This window comes from Prevotella phocaeensis, assembly GCF_900065875.1.
Lineage (GTDB): Bacteria > Bacteroidota > Bacteroidia > Bacteroidales > Bacteroidaceae > Prevotella > Prevotella phocaeensis.
In genome coordinates this window covers 411,504-429,724 of the sequence record NZ_LT160626.1, presented here as the reverse complement: position 1 = coordinate 429,724, position 18,221 = coordinate 411,504, and the positions used below count along the sequence as shown (strand labels likewise).

The 18,221-nt window shown below is 46.0% G+C and carries 8 protein-coding genes; 6 read left to right on the top strand and 2 right to left on the bottom strand.

Annotation, left to right across the window (positions count from 1 at the left end):
* Positions 1-229: 229 nt before the first annotated feature.
* Entirely contained in the window at positions 230-1,249 is a 1,020-nt protein-coding gene (locus BN3912_RS09870; protein ID WP_064972309.1) for a DUF6261 family protein, read from the bottom strand.
* A gap of 386 nt (positions 1,250-1,635) precedes the next feature.
* On the opposite strand from BN3912_RS09870, the gene BN3912_RS09865 reads away from it, so the two are divergent.
* The 6 genes from BN3912_RS09865 (at position 1,636) to BN3912_RS09840 (ending at position 17,287) form a co-directional block, all read left to right on the top strand.
* On the top strand, positions 1,636-6,039 hold the full coding sequence (locus BN3912_RS09865; protein WP_064972330.1) for a translocation/assembly module TamB domain-containing protein: 4,404 nt from the start codon (positions 1,636-1,638) through the stop codon (positions 6,037-6,039).
* Positions 6,040-6,336: 297 nt separating this feature from the next.
* Positions 6,337-9,057: a pyruvate, phosphate dikinase gene (gene ppdK / locus BN3912_RS09860; protein WP_036859167.1), complete on the top strand. Its 2,721-nt coding sequence runs from the start codon at positions 6,337-6,339 to the stop codon at positions 9,055-9,057.
* 298 nt (positions 9,058-9,355) lie between these two features.
* Positions 9,356-11,128, top strand: a complete 1,773-nt coding sequence (gene rpsA / locus BN3912_RS09855; protein WP_023983413.1) for a 30S ribosomal protein S1 — start codon at positions 9,356-9,358, stop codon at positions 11,126-11,128.
* Between the two features lie 473 nt (positions 11,129-11,601).
* Entirely contained in the window at positions 11,602-13,572 is a 1,971-nt protein-coding gene (rho, locus tag BN3912_RS09850; RefSeq protein WP_023983414.1) for a transcription termination factor Rho, read from the top strand.
* A gap of 2 nt (positions 13,573-13,574) precedes the next feature.
* Positions 13,575-16,397: an excinuclease ABC subunit UvrA gene (gene uvrA / locus BN3912_RS09845; RefSeq protein ID WP_023983415.1), complete on the top strand. Its 2,823-nt coding sequence runs from the start codon at positions 13,575-13,577 to the stop codon at positions 16,395-16,397.
* Positions 16,397-17,287: a glycosyltransferase family 2 protein gene (locus tag BN3912_RS09840; protein WP_064972308.1), complete on the top strand. Its 891-nt coding sequence runs from the start codon at positions 16,397-16,399 to the stop codon at positions 17,285-17,287. The genes uvrA and BN3912_RS09840 overlap by 1 nt, the downstream gene beginning before the upstream one ends.
* Here BN3912_RS09840 and BN3912_RS09835 read toward each other — a convergent pair.
* Complete coding sequence (locus BN3912_RS09835) at positions 17,272-18,075, bottom strand: MBL fold metallo-hydrolase (RefSeq protein ID WP_023983417.1); 804 nt, start codon at positions 18,073-18,075, stop codon at positions 17,272-17,274. The two genes, BN3912_RS09840 and BN3912_RS09835, sit on opposite strands and share 16 nt — an antisense overlap.
* Positions 18,076-18,221 lie beyond the last annotated feature (146 nt).

Below are 18,221 nucleotides of genomic sequence, written 5' to 3'. Positions count from 1 at the left end.
CTTTATAACGCTTTTTACGAAACTTGATGCAAATTTAATAAAATTTAGAGGATAAAAAAAGAAAAGTTGCCCTTTTGTTGTCACGAGCAGCAAAAATTAGGAATCAGGATTGCCGCCTACCGATTTGCCGCCGATCGGGCGCCAGTTTTCAACGCAACGAGGAACTGTTTTCGTGCAGAAAGCAATCCCTCGTTAAAATCCTGACGGAAAACTCCACAGGGGCGGGCGTTTAGCCGACCATCACTTCGATTAAATGGTCGCCCTCGACGCGCCCCCACAGGGCTTTACCCGAATCTTTCACGGCGAACTCATACAGCTGGTTGCCGATGATTTTTTTCGTTTTGCCCGTAAAGGAGAGGCTGCCCGCGGGCAGTTTGAGCAGCTGCTCGAACTGCGGCACCAGCGGCGCGATGTTTTTTTCGTACTCGGCGCGCGTCTTGTCGGTGTCTTTCTTGTCGCCGCCGCCTTTCCCATCTTTTCCGGGTGGGGTGCGCGGATTTTTCTTCTTCTGCGCGCGGCTTTCGTTATGGCTGACCTTGAAATCGGCAGAAATCTGGTTCATGCCGTCGACGAGTTTCTTGATCATCGCCCTGTCGTCGTCTGTTTTGGCAAAGAGATAGCTGCCCTGAATGTACTGGCAGACGGTTTCGAAAGCAGCATCGGTCTGCGGGCGCACTTCTTTCGCATTGGTCAGCTTCGAAGAGAGTTCATCGGCGCGCCGCCCCGTGCGCAGTTTTTCGTATTCTTCGTTCACCGTGTGCAGTTGGGCCACCACGGCAGCGAGTCCGAGCGCGTTCAGTTCGTCGGCATGCTTGGCCACGTCTACTTCCAAGCCGGCGATGTGGGCGCTTTCCACCTCGTAGGCATCATTCTGAATGCCCACATAAGGTTTCAGGGTGGCATCGAGCACCTCGGCGGCCTCGCGCACTGCCTGCAGGGGCGAAAGCTTCTGCGCGCGAACCACGCCGAAGATGTTCGACAGCAGCGCGTCGCGCTCCTCGTCTTTCTTTTTCATCCGCTCGGTAAACACCGAGACCGTCGTCTCCTTGTTGATTTCCACTTCGAGCGCGATGTTTTTGCTCCATTCGCCCATAAGGTCGGGCGAAAGATTTAATTTTGACAAGTTCGACGCCTTCACCAGTTCGAACTGTTTGCGATGAAACTGCACGTGCAGCGCATTACTGAAGCTTGCGCCGTTGCCGCCTGTGAATTTAACCGTTTTCGGGAGTGCATTGTTGTTTGTTGGCATATTTTTTGATTTTAAGTTTAGATTTACAAAGATAATCAATAAACTTTGAATAACGCGCGCCGGGGCGCCACTTTCTTTCTCGCAAAATCGTTTTTGGGCCCGAGCAAGCCCCTCGACTGCGCGCAAAATCGTTTTTGGGCCCGAGCGAGCCCCTCGACCGCGCGCAAAATCGTTTTCAGCCCCGAGCAAGCCCCTCGATTGTGCAAAAAAATGTTTTTCAGTCTAAGCGAGCGCTAAAACAAGACGGCGGAAACGGCCCCAGCGCCCGCAAATACGTTAATAAACCTAATTTCCTACGGGCCTTACTGATATTTTTTGTACTTTTGCCACGGATAATCATCAACGTCTTCATCAAGCTGAAAAAACTCAAAAACATACTCAATGCAATGCTGTGGGCCGCCGTCGGCCTCTACGCCCTGCTGACCATCCTGCTCCACATCCCCGCCGTGCAAACTTTCGTGGGCCGCCAAGCGAGCGAAGCATTGTCTCGGAAACTCGGCACGAAAGTGGCCCTCGGGCGCGTAGATCTGGGGTTTCTGAACAGAATCATCATCGACGATGTCTGCATCCTCGACCAGCAAAACAGGCAGATGCTGAAGGCGGCGCGCGTATCCGTGAAGCTCGACTATCTGCTCCTCAGCCGAGGCAGAATATCCATATCCTCGGCGCAGCTCTTCGGCATGCGAGCCGATTTTTACAAGCAAACGGCCTCGGCAAAACCGAATTTCCAGTTCGCTCTGGACTCGCTGCGATCGAAAGATACAAACGCCTCGGCACCGATCGACCTGCAAATCGGATCGCTGATCATCCGACACGGTTTTCTGGCCTACAACAGGCTCGACATCGCCCGCCGCCGCGCACACTTCTCGCTGAACCACATCAACGCGAAAGATATCAGCGCGCACATCATACTCAACACGCTGAAGACCGACACGATTAATCTCAACGTCAAGAAACTCTCGCTCAAAGACGCCAGCGGGCTCGACCTCAGATCCCTGTCGTTCAAACTCGCGGGAAATAACAAAAAAGCCGTTCTTAGAGACTTCCACGCCGCGCTGCCCCACTCACAACTGACCTTGGGCGAAACCACAGCCACATACTCCATGAAAAATCAAAAACTGCAGATGCCCACACTGCAATTCAGCGGCACGCTGGAACCCTCGAAAATATTCTTTCCCGACGTAGCCTGCCTGTTGCCCGATGCCGAAACGCTCAACACCCCGATCTACATCGCCGCTTCCTTCTCGGGCACAAGCACATCGCTGCGCATCCGCTCCCTGAACCTGCGGGCCGCAGACGGCAGCGCAAAACTCACGGCCGACGGCTCCGTGAGCAACTGGGATGCCAGCCCCAAGTGGTTCGTCAATATCCGGATGCTGAGCGTCTCGGCATACACCATAAACAAACTCGCCGACGCAAATAAGCGAATCGAACCGCTGACGCGCCTCGGAAACATCGTTTTCATCGGAAACGCCGGCGGATACGGGAAAGACATCGCCACAAAAGGCATCATCCACACAAATGCCGGCAATGCGAACATCGCATTCGGCAAACACGAAAACCATTTCTCGGGGCGGCTGGAAACGCAAGGCATAAACCTGCAAAAAATTCTGAACGACGACAAATTCGGCACGTTGGCAACCCACATCGACGTAAGCGGAACGCTCCCACGCCCCAATCAGAAAGAAACCAAGATAAGCGCTCAAGGAGTCGTTTCGCAATTCACTTACAACGGCTACGATTATCGCAACATAAACATCGACGCCAACTCGACGCTGCAAAACAAACTGCATCCCACCAGTTTCAACGGCCGCTTCTCCATGGACGATCCCAACGGAAAAATAGAACTCAAAGGCAACATATCCAAAACTTCCCAATCGTCGTTCAGCCTCAGCGTGCGGCATCTCGACCTCAATGCGCTGAAACTATCGAATAACTACAAGAACAAAACATTCGACTTCGACGTAGATGCCAACCTCAGAGGCAACAATATCAATAACATGCTCGGCAGTCTGAAAATCTCAAACTTCAATATGACTTCCCCCGAAACCACCTATCACCTGAATTCCTTGGCCATCGCGTCGGGCATGAAAGAAAAAGAACATTTCATATCAATCGACAGCGACTTCGGAAAAGCATATCTGCAAGGCAAATTCAACCTCTCGACACTGGTCCAGAACCTTGAAAACACAATCATAAGCAAACTCCCCGGAATACAACACCTCTCGCCGATAAAATATGCAAAAGCACCCGATGTAAAGTTTAAACTCTCTGTAGAAATCTATAATTCGGAATGGGCAGAAAAATTATTGGGCATCCCTGTCGCCCTTAATCAACCGCTCGCTTTGGAAGGAGACATGGATAGCAAAAGACAACACACCGACATCATTTTCAACGCCCCAGACTTCACTTACAACTCCAAAAGATACACAAAAGGATTTTTCCACATCACAACACCCAACGACACGCTGAAAGCTACCGCGCAAATCAGGCAATTCCACGACAAAGTGCATGCCTCAGACTGGAACATACAAAGCGCCGCCATCAACGACAATCTCATAACTTTCCTATCGTTCAACAACCGCAATCGCAGCAAACATTTGATGGGACAACTCAACACCGAAACAAAATTCTTCAAAAACTCGCACAACGCCGCCGCACACATCGTTGTGCATCCGTCGGAAATACTTGTGGGCGACACCACGTGGCGCGTGCAACCCTCAGACATCATCTACAGCAAGCACCGTCTCACGATAGATCACTTCGCCGTAAGCCACAACAATCAGCACATTATCGTTGACGGAACGGCCTCTAAATCTGTATCAGACTCGGTTACCGTCGATCTGAAAGACGTCGACGTGAACTATATACTCAACTTCGTTAACTTCCACTCCGTAGAATTCAGTGGCCTCGCAACCGGTGAGGCATATCTTTATGCTCCTTTCAGCGAACCGAGCGCCAAGGCCCATCTGATGGTAAACGACTTCAAGTTTGAGAACGGACGAATGGGAACGCTATACGCCAACGCCGATTGGACGCTCAAAGAAAACCAAATCAATATAAATGCACAAGCCGTCGATGCTCCCGACAAAACGACAATCATCAAAGGTTATGTGTCGCCGGCCAAGAACCACATAGACTTAGGTATCGATGCTCACCATACACGTCTCGAATTCGTACAGGATTTCTGTAAAAGTTTTATGCGCGATGTAGATGCCACAGGCGACGGCAAAATACGGGTTTCGGGCGACTTGAGCAACATTAACCTTACCGGAGAAGTTGCCGCTACCGGCTCTCTTGGCATTAAAAGTCTGAACACACAGTACACTATGCGGGGCACTACGATACGCTTCGAGCCAGATGACATTATTTTCCGTAACGACACCGTGTACGACCGAGATGGCAATATCGGCATACTGAACGGACATGTATATCACCGGCATCTCACCGATATAAGCTGCGATCTCAATATTGCCGGCCAAAATTTACTTGCTTACGATACTCATTATTTCGGCGACGATACTTTTTATGGAACAGCATTCGTTACAGGCAATTGCCATATCAAAGCCAAAAGCGGAGAACTCATCATCGATGTAAATGCAACGCCACAAAAAGGTTCACAACTCGTATATAACGTAGCTTCGCCAAATACTATCAATAAACAAGGGTTTATTCATTGGTTTGCCAAAACCGACAGCGTAACCGACATCACAATGAACCCACAACAAAACGCGCTGACTGATAAAAACACAGACGATACACCCGACATACCGAGCGATCTCCACATAAATTTTCATATCGACTGCAATCAAAACACCACATTCAAACTGCTGATGGACAGTCAGACCGGAGATTATATAGCCCTCAACGGCGATGGTATTTTACAAGCCACTTATTATAATAAAGGGGCTTTCAACATCTTCGGAAACTACGTGGTAGACCATGGTATCTACAAACTTACCATCCAAAATGTGATCAAGAAAGATTTCCAATTCGAAAAAGGCGGAACAATTGCCTTTGGCGGAAATCCGTATGACGCCGCACTGAACCTCAAAGCGGAATATACGGTCAACGGAGTGAGCCTATCCGACTTGAAGATCGGACGGAGTTTTACGAACAATACAATCCGCGTAAATTGCCTGATGAATATCAGCGGCACGCCGGAGCAGCCCAAGATAGACTTCTCTCTTGACATGCCGACCGTGAACAATGATGTAAAACAAATGGTATACAATCTGATCAACAGCGAAGAAGAAATGAATCAACAAGTTCTCTATCTGCTGGCCATCGGACGGTTCTACTCCCAAGGACAGAATAATTCGTTTGCCGAAAACAACTCGCAACAAAGTCAAACAAGTCTCGCCATGCAAAGTATTCTGAGCGGTACAGTAAGCCAACAAATCAACAACGTGCTAAGCAGCGTTATCAACAATACGAATTGGAACTTCGGTGCAAACATCTCAACCGGCACAGAAGGCTGGAACAACGCCGAATACGAAGGCATGCTGAACGGCCGGTTGCTCAATAACCGCCTGCTCATAAACGGACAATTCGGCTACCGTGACAACGCAAATGCCACTACCGGCTTCATTGGCGACTTTGATGTAAGATACTTACTCTTCCCAAGCGGCAACGTTGCCATAAAGGTTTATAATCAGACCAACGACCGGTATTTTACTCGAAACAGCATGAACACCCAAGGCATCGGTATTATTCTCAAAAAAGATTTCAACGGTTTGCGCGATCTGTTCGGAAAGAGCAGAAAGAAAAAAGCCGCAAAAAACAAATAGGCATACAATGTCGTATTTTTCATAGAATACATAAAAACCTCTATCATTCCTTACATCTAACAACACCAAACAGTACTCCTACCGGACATACAAATACAGTCTGTCTCCAATAAAATAAAAATTAAAATATCACATTTTCTGCTCATTTTACATAAACAGATTACTTGTGTTAACGCAAACGGGTAAAAATGCAATGTCTACTTTGCAATTTTTACCCCAAATGTTTTGTAGGTTAATGAAAATCCACTAATTTTGCAAAAGATATAGATGAAACAAACAATTGATACCAAATTTACAATGAGTGAAAAAAGAGTTTATACCTTTGGCAACGGTAAAGCCGAAGGTAAGGCGGATATGAGAAATCTGCTCGGAGGAAAAGGGGCTAATCTTGCTGAAATGAACCTCATCGGCGTTCCCGTTCCCCCGGGGTTTACGATTACAACGAATGTATGTAACGAATACTTTGAAAAAGGAAAAGAAGAGGTTGTTGCCTTACTGAAAGATGAAGTAGAGAATGCAGTAAAGCATATAGAAACTCTGATGAATTCAAAGTTCGGCGATGTAGAAAATCCGTTACTCGTATCTGTACGTTCCGGAGCACGTGCATCTATGCCGGGTATGATGGACACAATCCTCAATCTCGGGCTCAATGATGAAGTGGTAGAAGGCCTTGCACGTAAAACAGGCAATGAACGTTTCGCTTACGACAGCTACCGCCGTTTCGTACAGATGTACGGTGACGTTGTTCTTGGAATGAAACCTCTTAACAAAGAAGATATCGATCCGTTCGAAGCTATTATTATTAAAGTAAAGGAACAACGTGGTATCAAGCTCGACAATGAGATGAGCGTAGAGGAACTAAAACAACTTGTTGTATTGTTCAAGAATGCTATTAAGCAACAAACAGGTAAAGACTTCCCCGTAGATCCCATGGAACAACTATGGGGAGCAATATGTGCCGTATTCGATAGTTGGATGAACGAGCGTGCCATCCTATATCGTAAAATGGAAGGTATCCCCACGGAATGGGGAACTGCAGTCAGCGTTATGGCTATGGTGTTCGGTAATATGGGAGATACATCTGCAACAGGTGTGTGCTTCTCTCGTGATGCTGCAACAGGCGAAAACCGCTTCAACGGAGAATACCTTGTAAATGCACAGGGCGAAGATGTAGTGGCAGGTATCCGTACCCCCCAGCAGATAACCAAAGAGGGATCGTTGCGTTGGGCGGCACAGCAAGGTATCGAGGAAGAAGTACGTGCCACCAATTATCCTTCGATGGAAGAAGCTATGCCCGAAATATATGCACAATTAGACGCTATTCAGGATAAACTCGAAAAGCATTATCATGATATGCAGGACATGGAATTTACCGTTCAGGAGGGTAAGTTATGGTTCCTCCAGACACGTAACGGTAAACGTACAGGCACAGCTATGGTAAAGATTGCCATGGATTTGCTCCGCGAAGGCGAGATTGATGAGAAAACAGCTCTCTTGAGATGCGAACCGAATAAACTTGACGAGTTGCTTCATCCCGTATTCGACAAGTTGGCTTTAAGTCGTGCAAAGGTGCTTACACGCGGTCTTCCGGCCTCTCCGGGCGCAGCATGCGGACAAATTGTCTTTTTTGCAGACGACGCGGAAAAATGGCATGATGATGGTCGACAAGTGGTAATGGTACGCATCGAAACCAGTCCGGAGGACTTGGCAGGAATGTCTGCTGCAGAAGGAATTCTTACAGCACGTGGCGGTATGACTTCTCATGCGGCTGTTGTAGCACGCGGTATGGGCAAATGTTGCGTTTCTGGTGCCGGTGCAATTAACATAGATTACAAAAAACGCACTGTTGAGATCGATGGCATCACGCTACACGAAGGCGATTATATTTCTTTAAACGGTTCCACCGGCGAAGTTTATTTGGGAGAAGTGCAGACTAAAGCCGCCGAAGTAACAGGAGATTTTGCCGATCTAATGAAGCTATGCGATAAATATACCAAATTAGTAGTACGCACCAACGCCGATACTCCACACGATGCAAAAGTTGCACGTAACTTCGGCGCCGTAGGTATCGGTCTTTGTCGTACGGAGCACATGTTCTTCGAAAACGAAAAGATTAAAGCTATGCGTGAAATGATCCTTGCAGATACTACTGAAGGACGTGAGGTGGCACTCGAAAAGTTATTACCTTATCAGAAACAAGACTTCTATGGTATACTGAAAGCCATGGACGGGCACCCTGTCAATGTCCGTCTGCTTGATCCCCCTTTGCATGAGTTCGTTCCTCATGATCTTAAAGGACAAGAGGACATGGCCCAAGAGATGGGTGTCAGTGTACAGGAAATTCAGAACCGTGTAAACTCACTCAGTGAGCACAATCCCATGCTTGGACATCGCGGATGCCGCCTTGGCAACACCTATCCGGAGATTACCGCAATGCAGACACGCGCTATCTTAAGTGCGGCTATACAACTAAAGAAAGAAGGGTTCGATCCGCATCCGGAGATTATGGTTCCTTTGATCGGTATTGTCAACGAGTTCGACGAACAAGAGAAAGTTATCCGTTCAACAGCCGATCGCCTATTCGAAGAAGAAGGTGTAAAAATACCCTATCGGGTAGGAACAATGATCGAAATACCACGTGCAGCCCTTACTGCAGATTATATAGCCAAAAAGGCAGAGTATTTCAGTTTCGGAACTAACGATCTAACCCAAATGACTTTCGGTTACAGTCGCGACGATATCGCAAGTTTCCTCCCAGTTTATCTTGAAAAGAAGATACTGAGTGTCGATCCTTTCCAAGTGCTTGATCAGAAAGGAGTCGGTCAACTTATCGAAATGGCCGTTAAGAAAGGCCGTTCTACACGTCCCGGATTAACATGCGGCATCTGCGGCGAACATGGCGGGGAACCTTCATCTGTGAAGTTCTGTCATCGTGTAGGTTTGAATTATGTGAGCTGCTCACCTTTCCGAGTACCTATTGCAAGACTCGCTGCGGCGCAGGCAGCAATTGAAGAATAATGAGACATTGCAAACATAAATAGATTGGGCGGTAAGTCTGTATATATGCAGAATTTGCCGCCCAACTTCTTTTTAATACATTATTATAATATAAACGAAAACGACATAATTCGTATATAAGCCCATCCGAAATACATCGTGAACTACGGAAGTTGACAGCGTTAAAAATATATAAATGAGAAGCAAAATAAATATATATGCTATTTGTCAAACATATAAAAATAGTAATTTTGCACCCGATTTATATTATTCACATAAAGTCTAACTTTATTAAAATTTAAAAACTTAATTATTTTTTATGTCAAATCTAAAGAACGTTGAGCCATTACAGGACTTCAATTGGGAAGAATTTGAGAATGGATCAAACACAAACGTCAGCAAAGAAGACCTCCAAAAGGCTTATGACGAAACCCTTAATAAGGTAAACGAGCACCAAGTTGTTGACGGAACTGTAATCTCTATAGACAAGAAAGAGGTTATTGTAAACATCGGTTACAAGAGCGACGGTGTTATTCCTGCCTCAGAATTCCGTTACAATCCGGATTTAAAGGTTGGCGACGTAGTGGAAGTTTACGTTGAAAACCAAGAAGACAAGAAAGGACAGCTCGTACTTTCTCACAAGAAAGCCCGTTTGAGCAAGAGCTGGGAGCGCGTTAACGCAGCCCTTGACAACGAAGAAGTTATCCAAGGATACATCAAGTGCCGTACTAAAGGTGGCATGATTGTTGATGTATTCGGCATCGAGGCATTCCTCCCGGGCAGCCAAATCGACGTTCATCCTATACGCGACTACGACGTATTCGTTGGCAAGACCATGGAGTTCAAGGTTGTAAAAATCAATCAAGAGTTCCGTAATGTAGTTGTTTCTCACAAGGCTCTTATAGAAGCAGAGTTAGAAGCACAGAAGAAAGAGATCATTTCCAAGCTCGAAAAAGGTCAGGTTCTCGAAGGTACAGTCAAGAATATTACCTCTTACGGCGTATTTGTAGACCTTGGCGGTGTAGACGGACTGATCCATATTACAGACCTTTCTTGGGGACGTGTAAGCGATCCGCATGAGGTTGTGGCACTTGATCAGAAGATTAATGTTGTTATACTCGACTTTGATGAAGAGAAAAAACGTATTGCTCTCGGTCTGAAGCAGCTCACTCCACATCCTTGGGATGCACTTGATCCTAACCTCAAAGTGGGCGACCATGTGAAAGGTAAAGTAGTTGTAATGGCCGATTACGGTGCATTCGTTGAAATAGCTCCGGGCGTAGAAGGCCTGATTCACGTATCAGAAATGTCATGGAGTCAGCATCTTCGTTCTGCACAAGAGTTCATGCACGTGGGCGATGAAGTGGAGGCAGTTATCCTTACCCTCGATCGTGAGGAACGTAAGATGAGTCTCGGAATTAAACAACTCAAAGAAGATCCATGGGAAACCATCGAGGAGAAATACCCTGTCGGTTCCAAACATACGGCGAAAGTACGTAACTTTACAAACTTTGGTATCTTTGTTGAACTTGAAGAAGGCGTAGATGGACTTATCCACATCAGCGATCTTTCTTGGACTAAGAAGGTTAAACATCCTTCAGAATTTACCACACAAGGTGCAGAAATCGAAGTTGTCGTTCTTGAAATCGACAAGGAAAATCGCCGCTTGAGTCTTGGTCACAAGCAGTTAGAAGATAACCCTTGGGATACTTACGAAACTCTTTATACTCCGGGTTCGGAGCATATAGGCAAGATAACCGAAATGATGGACAAGGGTGCCGTTATCACATTGAACGAAGGTGGCGAAGGTTTTGCAACCCCCAAGCACCTCGTTAAGGAAGACGGTACACAGGCACAACTCGGCGAAGAATTACCATTTAAGGTAATAGAGTTCGTAAAAGATACCAAGCGTATCATCCTTTCTCATAGTCGTACATTCGAAGATGTGAAAGAAGATGCGAAACCTGCTCGTAAACACTCTGTAAAGAAACAGGCCGATGCCCCGCAGATAAATAACGTAACTGCAGGTACATCACTCGGTGATATCGATGCCTTGGCTAAGTTGAAAGCAGAAATGGAAAAAGGAGAATAATCTTACACTCCTTTTATAAATAAATTAAACCGGTCTTTATCGCATGATAAAGACCGGTTTTTCTTTATATCTTTCGGCACTGAAACTATTATTACGCTATGTTGCAAACGATAAATAACATTGATTACTTATCGTAATATACCTCCCTATCCTACCACCGATCCACCTCGTTCCTAAATTTATACTCCCGCCAAAACGCCCACATAACACCTATAAATCATACACCTAAAAACTTTATAAGTATTACCTGTTCCACACAAAAAGGCCCTCTATCATCCAAACGTTTATTATTTCTTTTCAATAAAAGCCGATATACCCGCGATACAATATTAAGGAAAGTTAATTATCCACATTTTCAGCCTGTTCATTAGTATAGAAAAAGATAAATTACTACCTTTGCATCAGATTTTAATACGACACACGTTTCCATTCAGGAAACGCTTATCATTTTCAAAATACTTTCATATTTTTATATGTATAATAAAGACGAATTATCATCTAAAAGCATCTCCGAGCTCGAAAATATTGCCAAAGAACTGGGAGCTGAGTACAACTCTGCAGCTACAAGTGAAGAACTTATCTACAGCATCCTTGACAAACAGGCCGAATTGGAGGGCAGCAAAAATCCTCTCGAATCGAAACGGAAACGCACTCGTATCATAAAACACGACAGCGACAGGGTATATACTGTAAATGGAAAAGATGGAGAAAACTTCGATGTAAAGAAGAATAAACCCACCGGAATAGAGCAACAGCCTTTATTTAAAGAAGAAACAATGCAGGATACGAATAATATCAATGCAAATAATACGACGCTAACTCCTGAAGAAGAACTGGCAACCATACCGAAACATCGCGGCAGAAAGACCAAACGCGAGTTGGAACTTTTGTCACAGATCGAGGCAGGAAAACAAGACGAAAACAGGATTGCAGACAAGACAGAAATACAGGAAAACGCCACTGAAAACGCAAAAGAAGAGCCTCAACAGGAATTTATTCCCGAAGCAGAATTTGCATCGGGCGAACAAGAAAGCAATGAAGACAAAGACAATAACATGTCTGATCTGCTTGCGCAGTTACAAGCCAAAGTTATTGCTCATAACGAAAGTGAAGAAGAAAAGCGCGAAGCTGCCGCTGAAGGTATATGGGACGGCGATCCTGCCGATGGTACCGACTTCAAGATTTTAGTAGACCTGCCTATCGAAGATCAAGGTGCAGTACCCACATTCGATATGTTCGACAATCCTACAACACCTGTGTCGCAACCGCAACAGGCTTACCAACCTACAATATCAGGCGATAACGGCAACACACTATACGATTTTACCGACATTATCAGCGCCAACGGTGTGCTCGAAATTATGCCTGACGGCTACGGCTTTCTACGTTCCAGCGATTATAATTACTTGTCATCGCCCGACGATGTGTACGTGGCAAGCTCGCATATCAAACGCTTTGGTCTAAAAACAGGCGATGTCATCCAGTGCCATGTGCGCCCTCCACACGATGGAGAGAAATACTTTCCGCTGACAAGCATAGATAAAATCAACGGACGCAATCCCTCTCAAGTACGCGACCGTATACCGTTCGAGCATCTTACTCCGCTCTTTCCCGAAGAAAAGTTTACACTCTGTGGCGATCGGGAGACCACTAATCTCTCCACACGTGTGGTAGATCTTTTCTCTCCTATTGGCAAAGGACAGCGCGCACTCATAGTGGCACAACCGAAAACCGGTAAAACCATCTTGATGAAAGACATAGCCAATGCCATCGCGGCCAACCATCCAGAAGCGTATCTGATGATGCTTCTCATCGACGAACGCCCTGAAGAGGTTACCGACATGGCACGCACAGTGAACGCAGAAGTCATTGCATCGACATTCGACGAGCCTGCCGAGCGCCACGTAAAGATTGCCGGAATAGTATTGGAGAAAGCTAAACGCATGGTAGAATGCGGACACGACGTTGTTATCTTTTTAGATTCGATTACTCGTTTGGCCAGAGCATACAACACTGTTTCCCCTGCAAGCGGCAAAGTGCTTACAGGTGGTGTCGACGCCAATGCCCTCCAAAAGCCCAAGAGGTTCTTCGGAGCAGCCCGAAACATAGAAGGCGGCGGTTCTCTTACCATCATTGCCACGGCTTTAATCGATACAGGATCGAAGATGGACGAGGTTATTTTCGAAGAATTCAAGGGCACCGGAAACATGGAATTGCAGCTTGACCGCTCATTAAGCAACAAGCGTATCTTCCCTGCAGTAAACCTTGTTGCCTCAAGCACACGCCGCGACGATCTGTTACAAGACAAGACCACGCTCGACCGCATGTGGATCCTGCGTAAATATATTGCCGACATGAATCCGATAGAAGCGATGAACTCCATTCACGACCGCATGGTTCGTACGCACAACAACGAAGAATTCCTGTTGTCAATGAATTCTTAAATATGGATAAATACATAGAAATTAAAGGCGCACGTGTAAACAATTTGAAGAATGTGAGCCTGAAAATTCCAAGAAACAAGTTCATTGTAATCGCCGGAGTTTCTGGTTCCGGCAAATCTTCACTGGCCTTCGACACCTTATATGCCGAAGGTCAGCGCCGTTATGTAGAGTCTCTATCGGCATACGCACGGCAGTTTCTCGGCCGTATGAGCAAGCCCGAGTGCGATTTCATTAAAGGTCTACCGCCCGCAATTGCCATTGAACAGAAAGTTATTGCCCGAAATCCCCGCAGTACAGTGGGTACCTCCACCGAGATATACGAATATATAAGGCTGCTATTCGCCCGTATAGGGCACACGTTCTCACCTATTAGCGGACAAGAAGTAAAGAAACATTCTACCGAGGATATAGTGAAATGCGTGCAACAATATTCAAAAGGCACGAAATTTGTGATATTGGCACCGCTTCACATAGTAGAAGGACGAACGCTCGAACGCCAATTGGAAATGGAAATCCAACAAGGTTATACCAGAATATGGCATAACGGAGACTTCGAGCGGATAGAAGAATTCTTGGAAAACAAGGAAAACTGTACAAATACCGATCCCAAAGAGCTCTCATTATTGATAGACAGACTGGCGGTAGACGACTCGAAAGACACACTCTCACGCCTGATAGACTCTGCCGAAACGGCTTTCTATGAGGGAAACGGCATATGCAGACTACTATTCTTACCATCGCATATCAGCTACGAGTTCTCTACCCGTTTCGAAGCCGACGGCATAACGTTCGAGGAACCCAACGACAATATGTTCTCTTTCAACTCGCCCTTGGGCGCATGCCCCACATGCGAAGGCTTCGGAAATGTAATAGGTATCGACGAAAGATTGGTTATTCCCAACTCTACACTAAGCGTCTACGATGGTTGTGTGCAGTGTTGGCACGGCGATAAAATGGGAATTTGGAAAGACGAGTTCTGCAGACGAGCGGCCAAAGACGCCTTCCCGATCTTCGAACCTTATATGAATCTCACCCGTAAACAGAAAGATATGCTGTGGCATGGGCTCCCCTCAGAGAGCAAGCAACCGCTGAAAGACCGCGTATGCATAGACTCTTTCTTCCAAATGGTGAAGGAGAACCAGTACAAGATACAGTATCGGGTGATGATGAGTCGGTATCGTGGCAAGACTATATGTCCGGATTGCCACGGTACAAGGCTGAAGGAACAGGCTTCGTGGGTAAAGATAAACGGCAGAAGCATATCGGAACTCGTCGATATGTCTATCGTAAATCTGAAAAAGTGGTTTGATCATCTGCAGTTGGATGAACATGAACGCGAAATAGCCAAACGACTTCTTACCGAAATCGATAACAGATTGCAGTTCTTGTTGGACGTCGGATTAGGATACCTTACGCTTAATCGCCAATCGAGTACGCTTAGCGGCGGCGAAAGTCAGCGCATCAACCTCACTACTTCACTCGGAAGTTCGCTCGTAGGTTCACTGTATATCCTCGATGAACCGAGCATCGGGCTGCATAGTCGCGATACCGATCGGCTGATCCACGTGCTGAAAGAACTGCAATCACTGGGAAACACAGTCATTGTAGTAGAGCACGACGAGGAGATTATGCGTGCTGCAGACTACATAATCGACGTAGGTCCCGATGCCGGACGGTTGGGTGGAGAGATTGTTTTCGAGGGGCCAAGTGAGGTGTTGCAACAGAGTAACACCGCTTTGCTGAAAAAATATCCTCGTTCGTACACAATCAAATATCTCACAGGTGCCGAAAGTATCGATGTTCCGTCGAGCCGCCGAAAATGGAATATGGCAATAGAACTCAAGGGAGCCCGCATGAATAATCTGCATGGCATCAACGTTAAATTCCCGTTGAACGTACTCAATGTGGTAACAGGTGTAAGCGGTTCGGGCAAGTCTTCGCTAATCAAGGGCATTCTTTATCCCGCCATAAAGCGACATTTGGATGAGGTAGCCGACGTACCGGGGGAATATATCTCGCTTGAAGGCGATTGGGAAACCATCAAGCACATAGAATTTGTAGACCAAAATCCTATCGGAAGGAGCACACGATCTAATCCTGCCACATACGTAAAGGCCTATGACGCCATACGCCAGCTATTTTCAGAGCAGCCACTTGCCAAACAAATGGGCTTATCTCCACAGTATTTCTCATTCAATACCGAGGGGGGGCGCTGCGAGGAATGCAAAGGAGCGGGAGTAATCACCGTGGAAATGCAATTTATGGCCGACCTTGTGCTTGAATGCGAGACATGCCATGGCGAGCGATTTAAACGAGATGTGCTGGATGTACAGTACAGAGGCAAGAATATCAACGATGTTCTGAATATGACGGTATCCGAAGCTATTGCTTTCTTCGATGCCGACAAACAGAGCCAAATAGTCGGTAAACTGAAACCACTCGAGGATGTCGGGCTTGGTTACATTAAGTTAGGACAAAATTCTTCCACCCTTTCGGGCGGAGAAAACCAGCGTGTCAAATTGGCTTATTTCATCGGACAGGAACATCAGGAGCCCACTCTGTTCATTTTCGACGAACCTACTACCGGCCTTCATTTCCATGATATCAAACGTCTTTTGGGCGCATTCGACGCTTTGATAGACCGCGGACACACGATTATCGTTATCGAGCATAACCTCGATGTGATAAAATGTGCCGACTACATCAACGACTTAGGACCGGACGGAGGCGACAATGGCGGAAATCTCGTATGCGCCGGAACGCCCGAAGATATAGCAGCATGTAAGGAAAGCCTGACAGGCAAATATCTGAAAGATAAACTCTGATGAAGACAGAACTGTCGATCCTCATCCCTACGTATAACGACTGTTGTCTCGAATTAGTGAGACAATTGGCGGAACAGGCACAAAATATCGAAGACCTACATGCCTATGAAATCATCGTAGCCGACGACGGATCGACGGAAAAAGAGACTGTTGAGGCCAACAGACCGATCAACAATATCGAGCATTGCCGATATATAGAAAGATTAGAAAATAAAGGTAGGGCGATTATACGTAACTTCTTGGCACAACAGGCATGCCATGTATGGCTGTTATACATAGACTCTGATATGACCGTTATCCGCAAAGATTTTTTGAAGACCTATTTGACATGCACAGAAACACAGGTTATCTACGGCGGATATAAGGTGCTCGGCAGCCATCAAGGCAACCTGCGTTTTATGTACGAGAAACGGGCGGAACGGAAACATTCTGCAGCGATGAGGACCAAAAAGCCCCATCTGGACTTTCATACATCCAACTTTCTTGTCTCGAAAACAGTAATGGCGACAACTCCATTGGATACGCGTTTTCGGCATTATGGGTATGAAGACGTGTTATTCGGCAAGATTCTACATGAGAAAAATATCCGAATAGCACACATAGACAACCCGCTCGGCTTCGACAGATTTGAAAACAACGACAGTTTTTTGGCCAAAACAGAAGAAGGATTACGCACCCTTTACCAATTCAGGAACGAACTGAACGATTATTCCCGCATACTGCAAACTGTCTGCCAACTAAGAAAATTCGGCTTAACAAATATGGTAGAGACCATCTTCCGTTGGCGAAAAGACAAATGGAAGGCCATACTTTGCAGCAACAAGCCTTCCGTCTTACTGCTCAATTTTTATAAAATAGGTTATTTTCTTTCCCTCTATTCCAAGTCGTAAAGCAAGCTCGGAGTCTTTCGTTTCAACACATCAAGCAAGAAATCCTTGCCCGCTATGATACCATGACTGCGCAACATATTCTCCACAGTCTTACGGGCTAACTCCGGATGGTTGTTCTCCCCGCTTAGATGACACAGCCACACATGGCGCAAATGTTCCGTAACATTCTCCGTCAGAGCCGTTGCACAGTCGCTGTTGCTCAAATGTCCGGTCGGGCCGGATATACGTGTTTGCAGATGTTGAGGGTATGGGCCGGAAGCCAACATCTCCTCATCATGATTGGCTTCTATTACCAAATAGTTGGCTTCACCGATGCTCTGTTTCATCTCTTCCGTCAGATGTCCTGCATCTGTGATAAGACAAAAGGTAATACCTCCATGCTCTATCTTATATCCCACATTGTCACTACTGTCGTGAGGCACCTCGAAAGGAGTCACAATAAATTCTCCTACCTGTATCGCAACATCTTTTTCGATGATTTCAACACACTCGGGAGCAATCTTATTGCGTACACAATAATTCTGTTCGATACCCACATGAACTTTATGAGTGGCATAAACCGGCAAGTTATAATCGCGACTGATACTACCGACAGACTTCACATGATCGGCATGGTCGTGAGTAATAAGTATATGATGAATGGCAGACAGCGATAATCCATATTCGCGAAAATGCTTCTTGAGTATGCGTATTCCCACACCGGAATCTATCATCAAGCCGTCATTTTCCGTGAACAGGCAATAGCAGTTTCCACTACTACCGCTGCCGAAAGAAATGAATTTCAACATTATTTGTAATATTTATTTACAAAGACAGTGCAAGTCGAACGCAATCAAGCTTGCATGAAATTGCTGTAGCATAGCTTATTTAATGCAAAAGTACGCAAAAGCAACGATATTACCAAAGTTTTTATTTACCTTTGTCCTTATTTAAT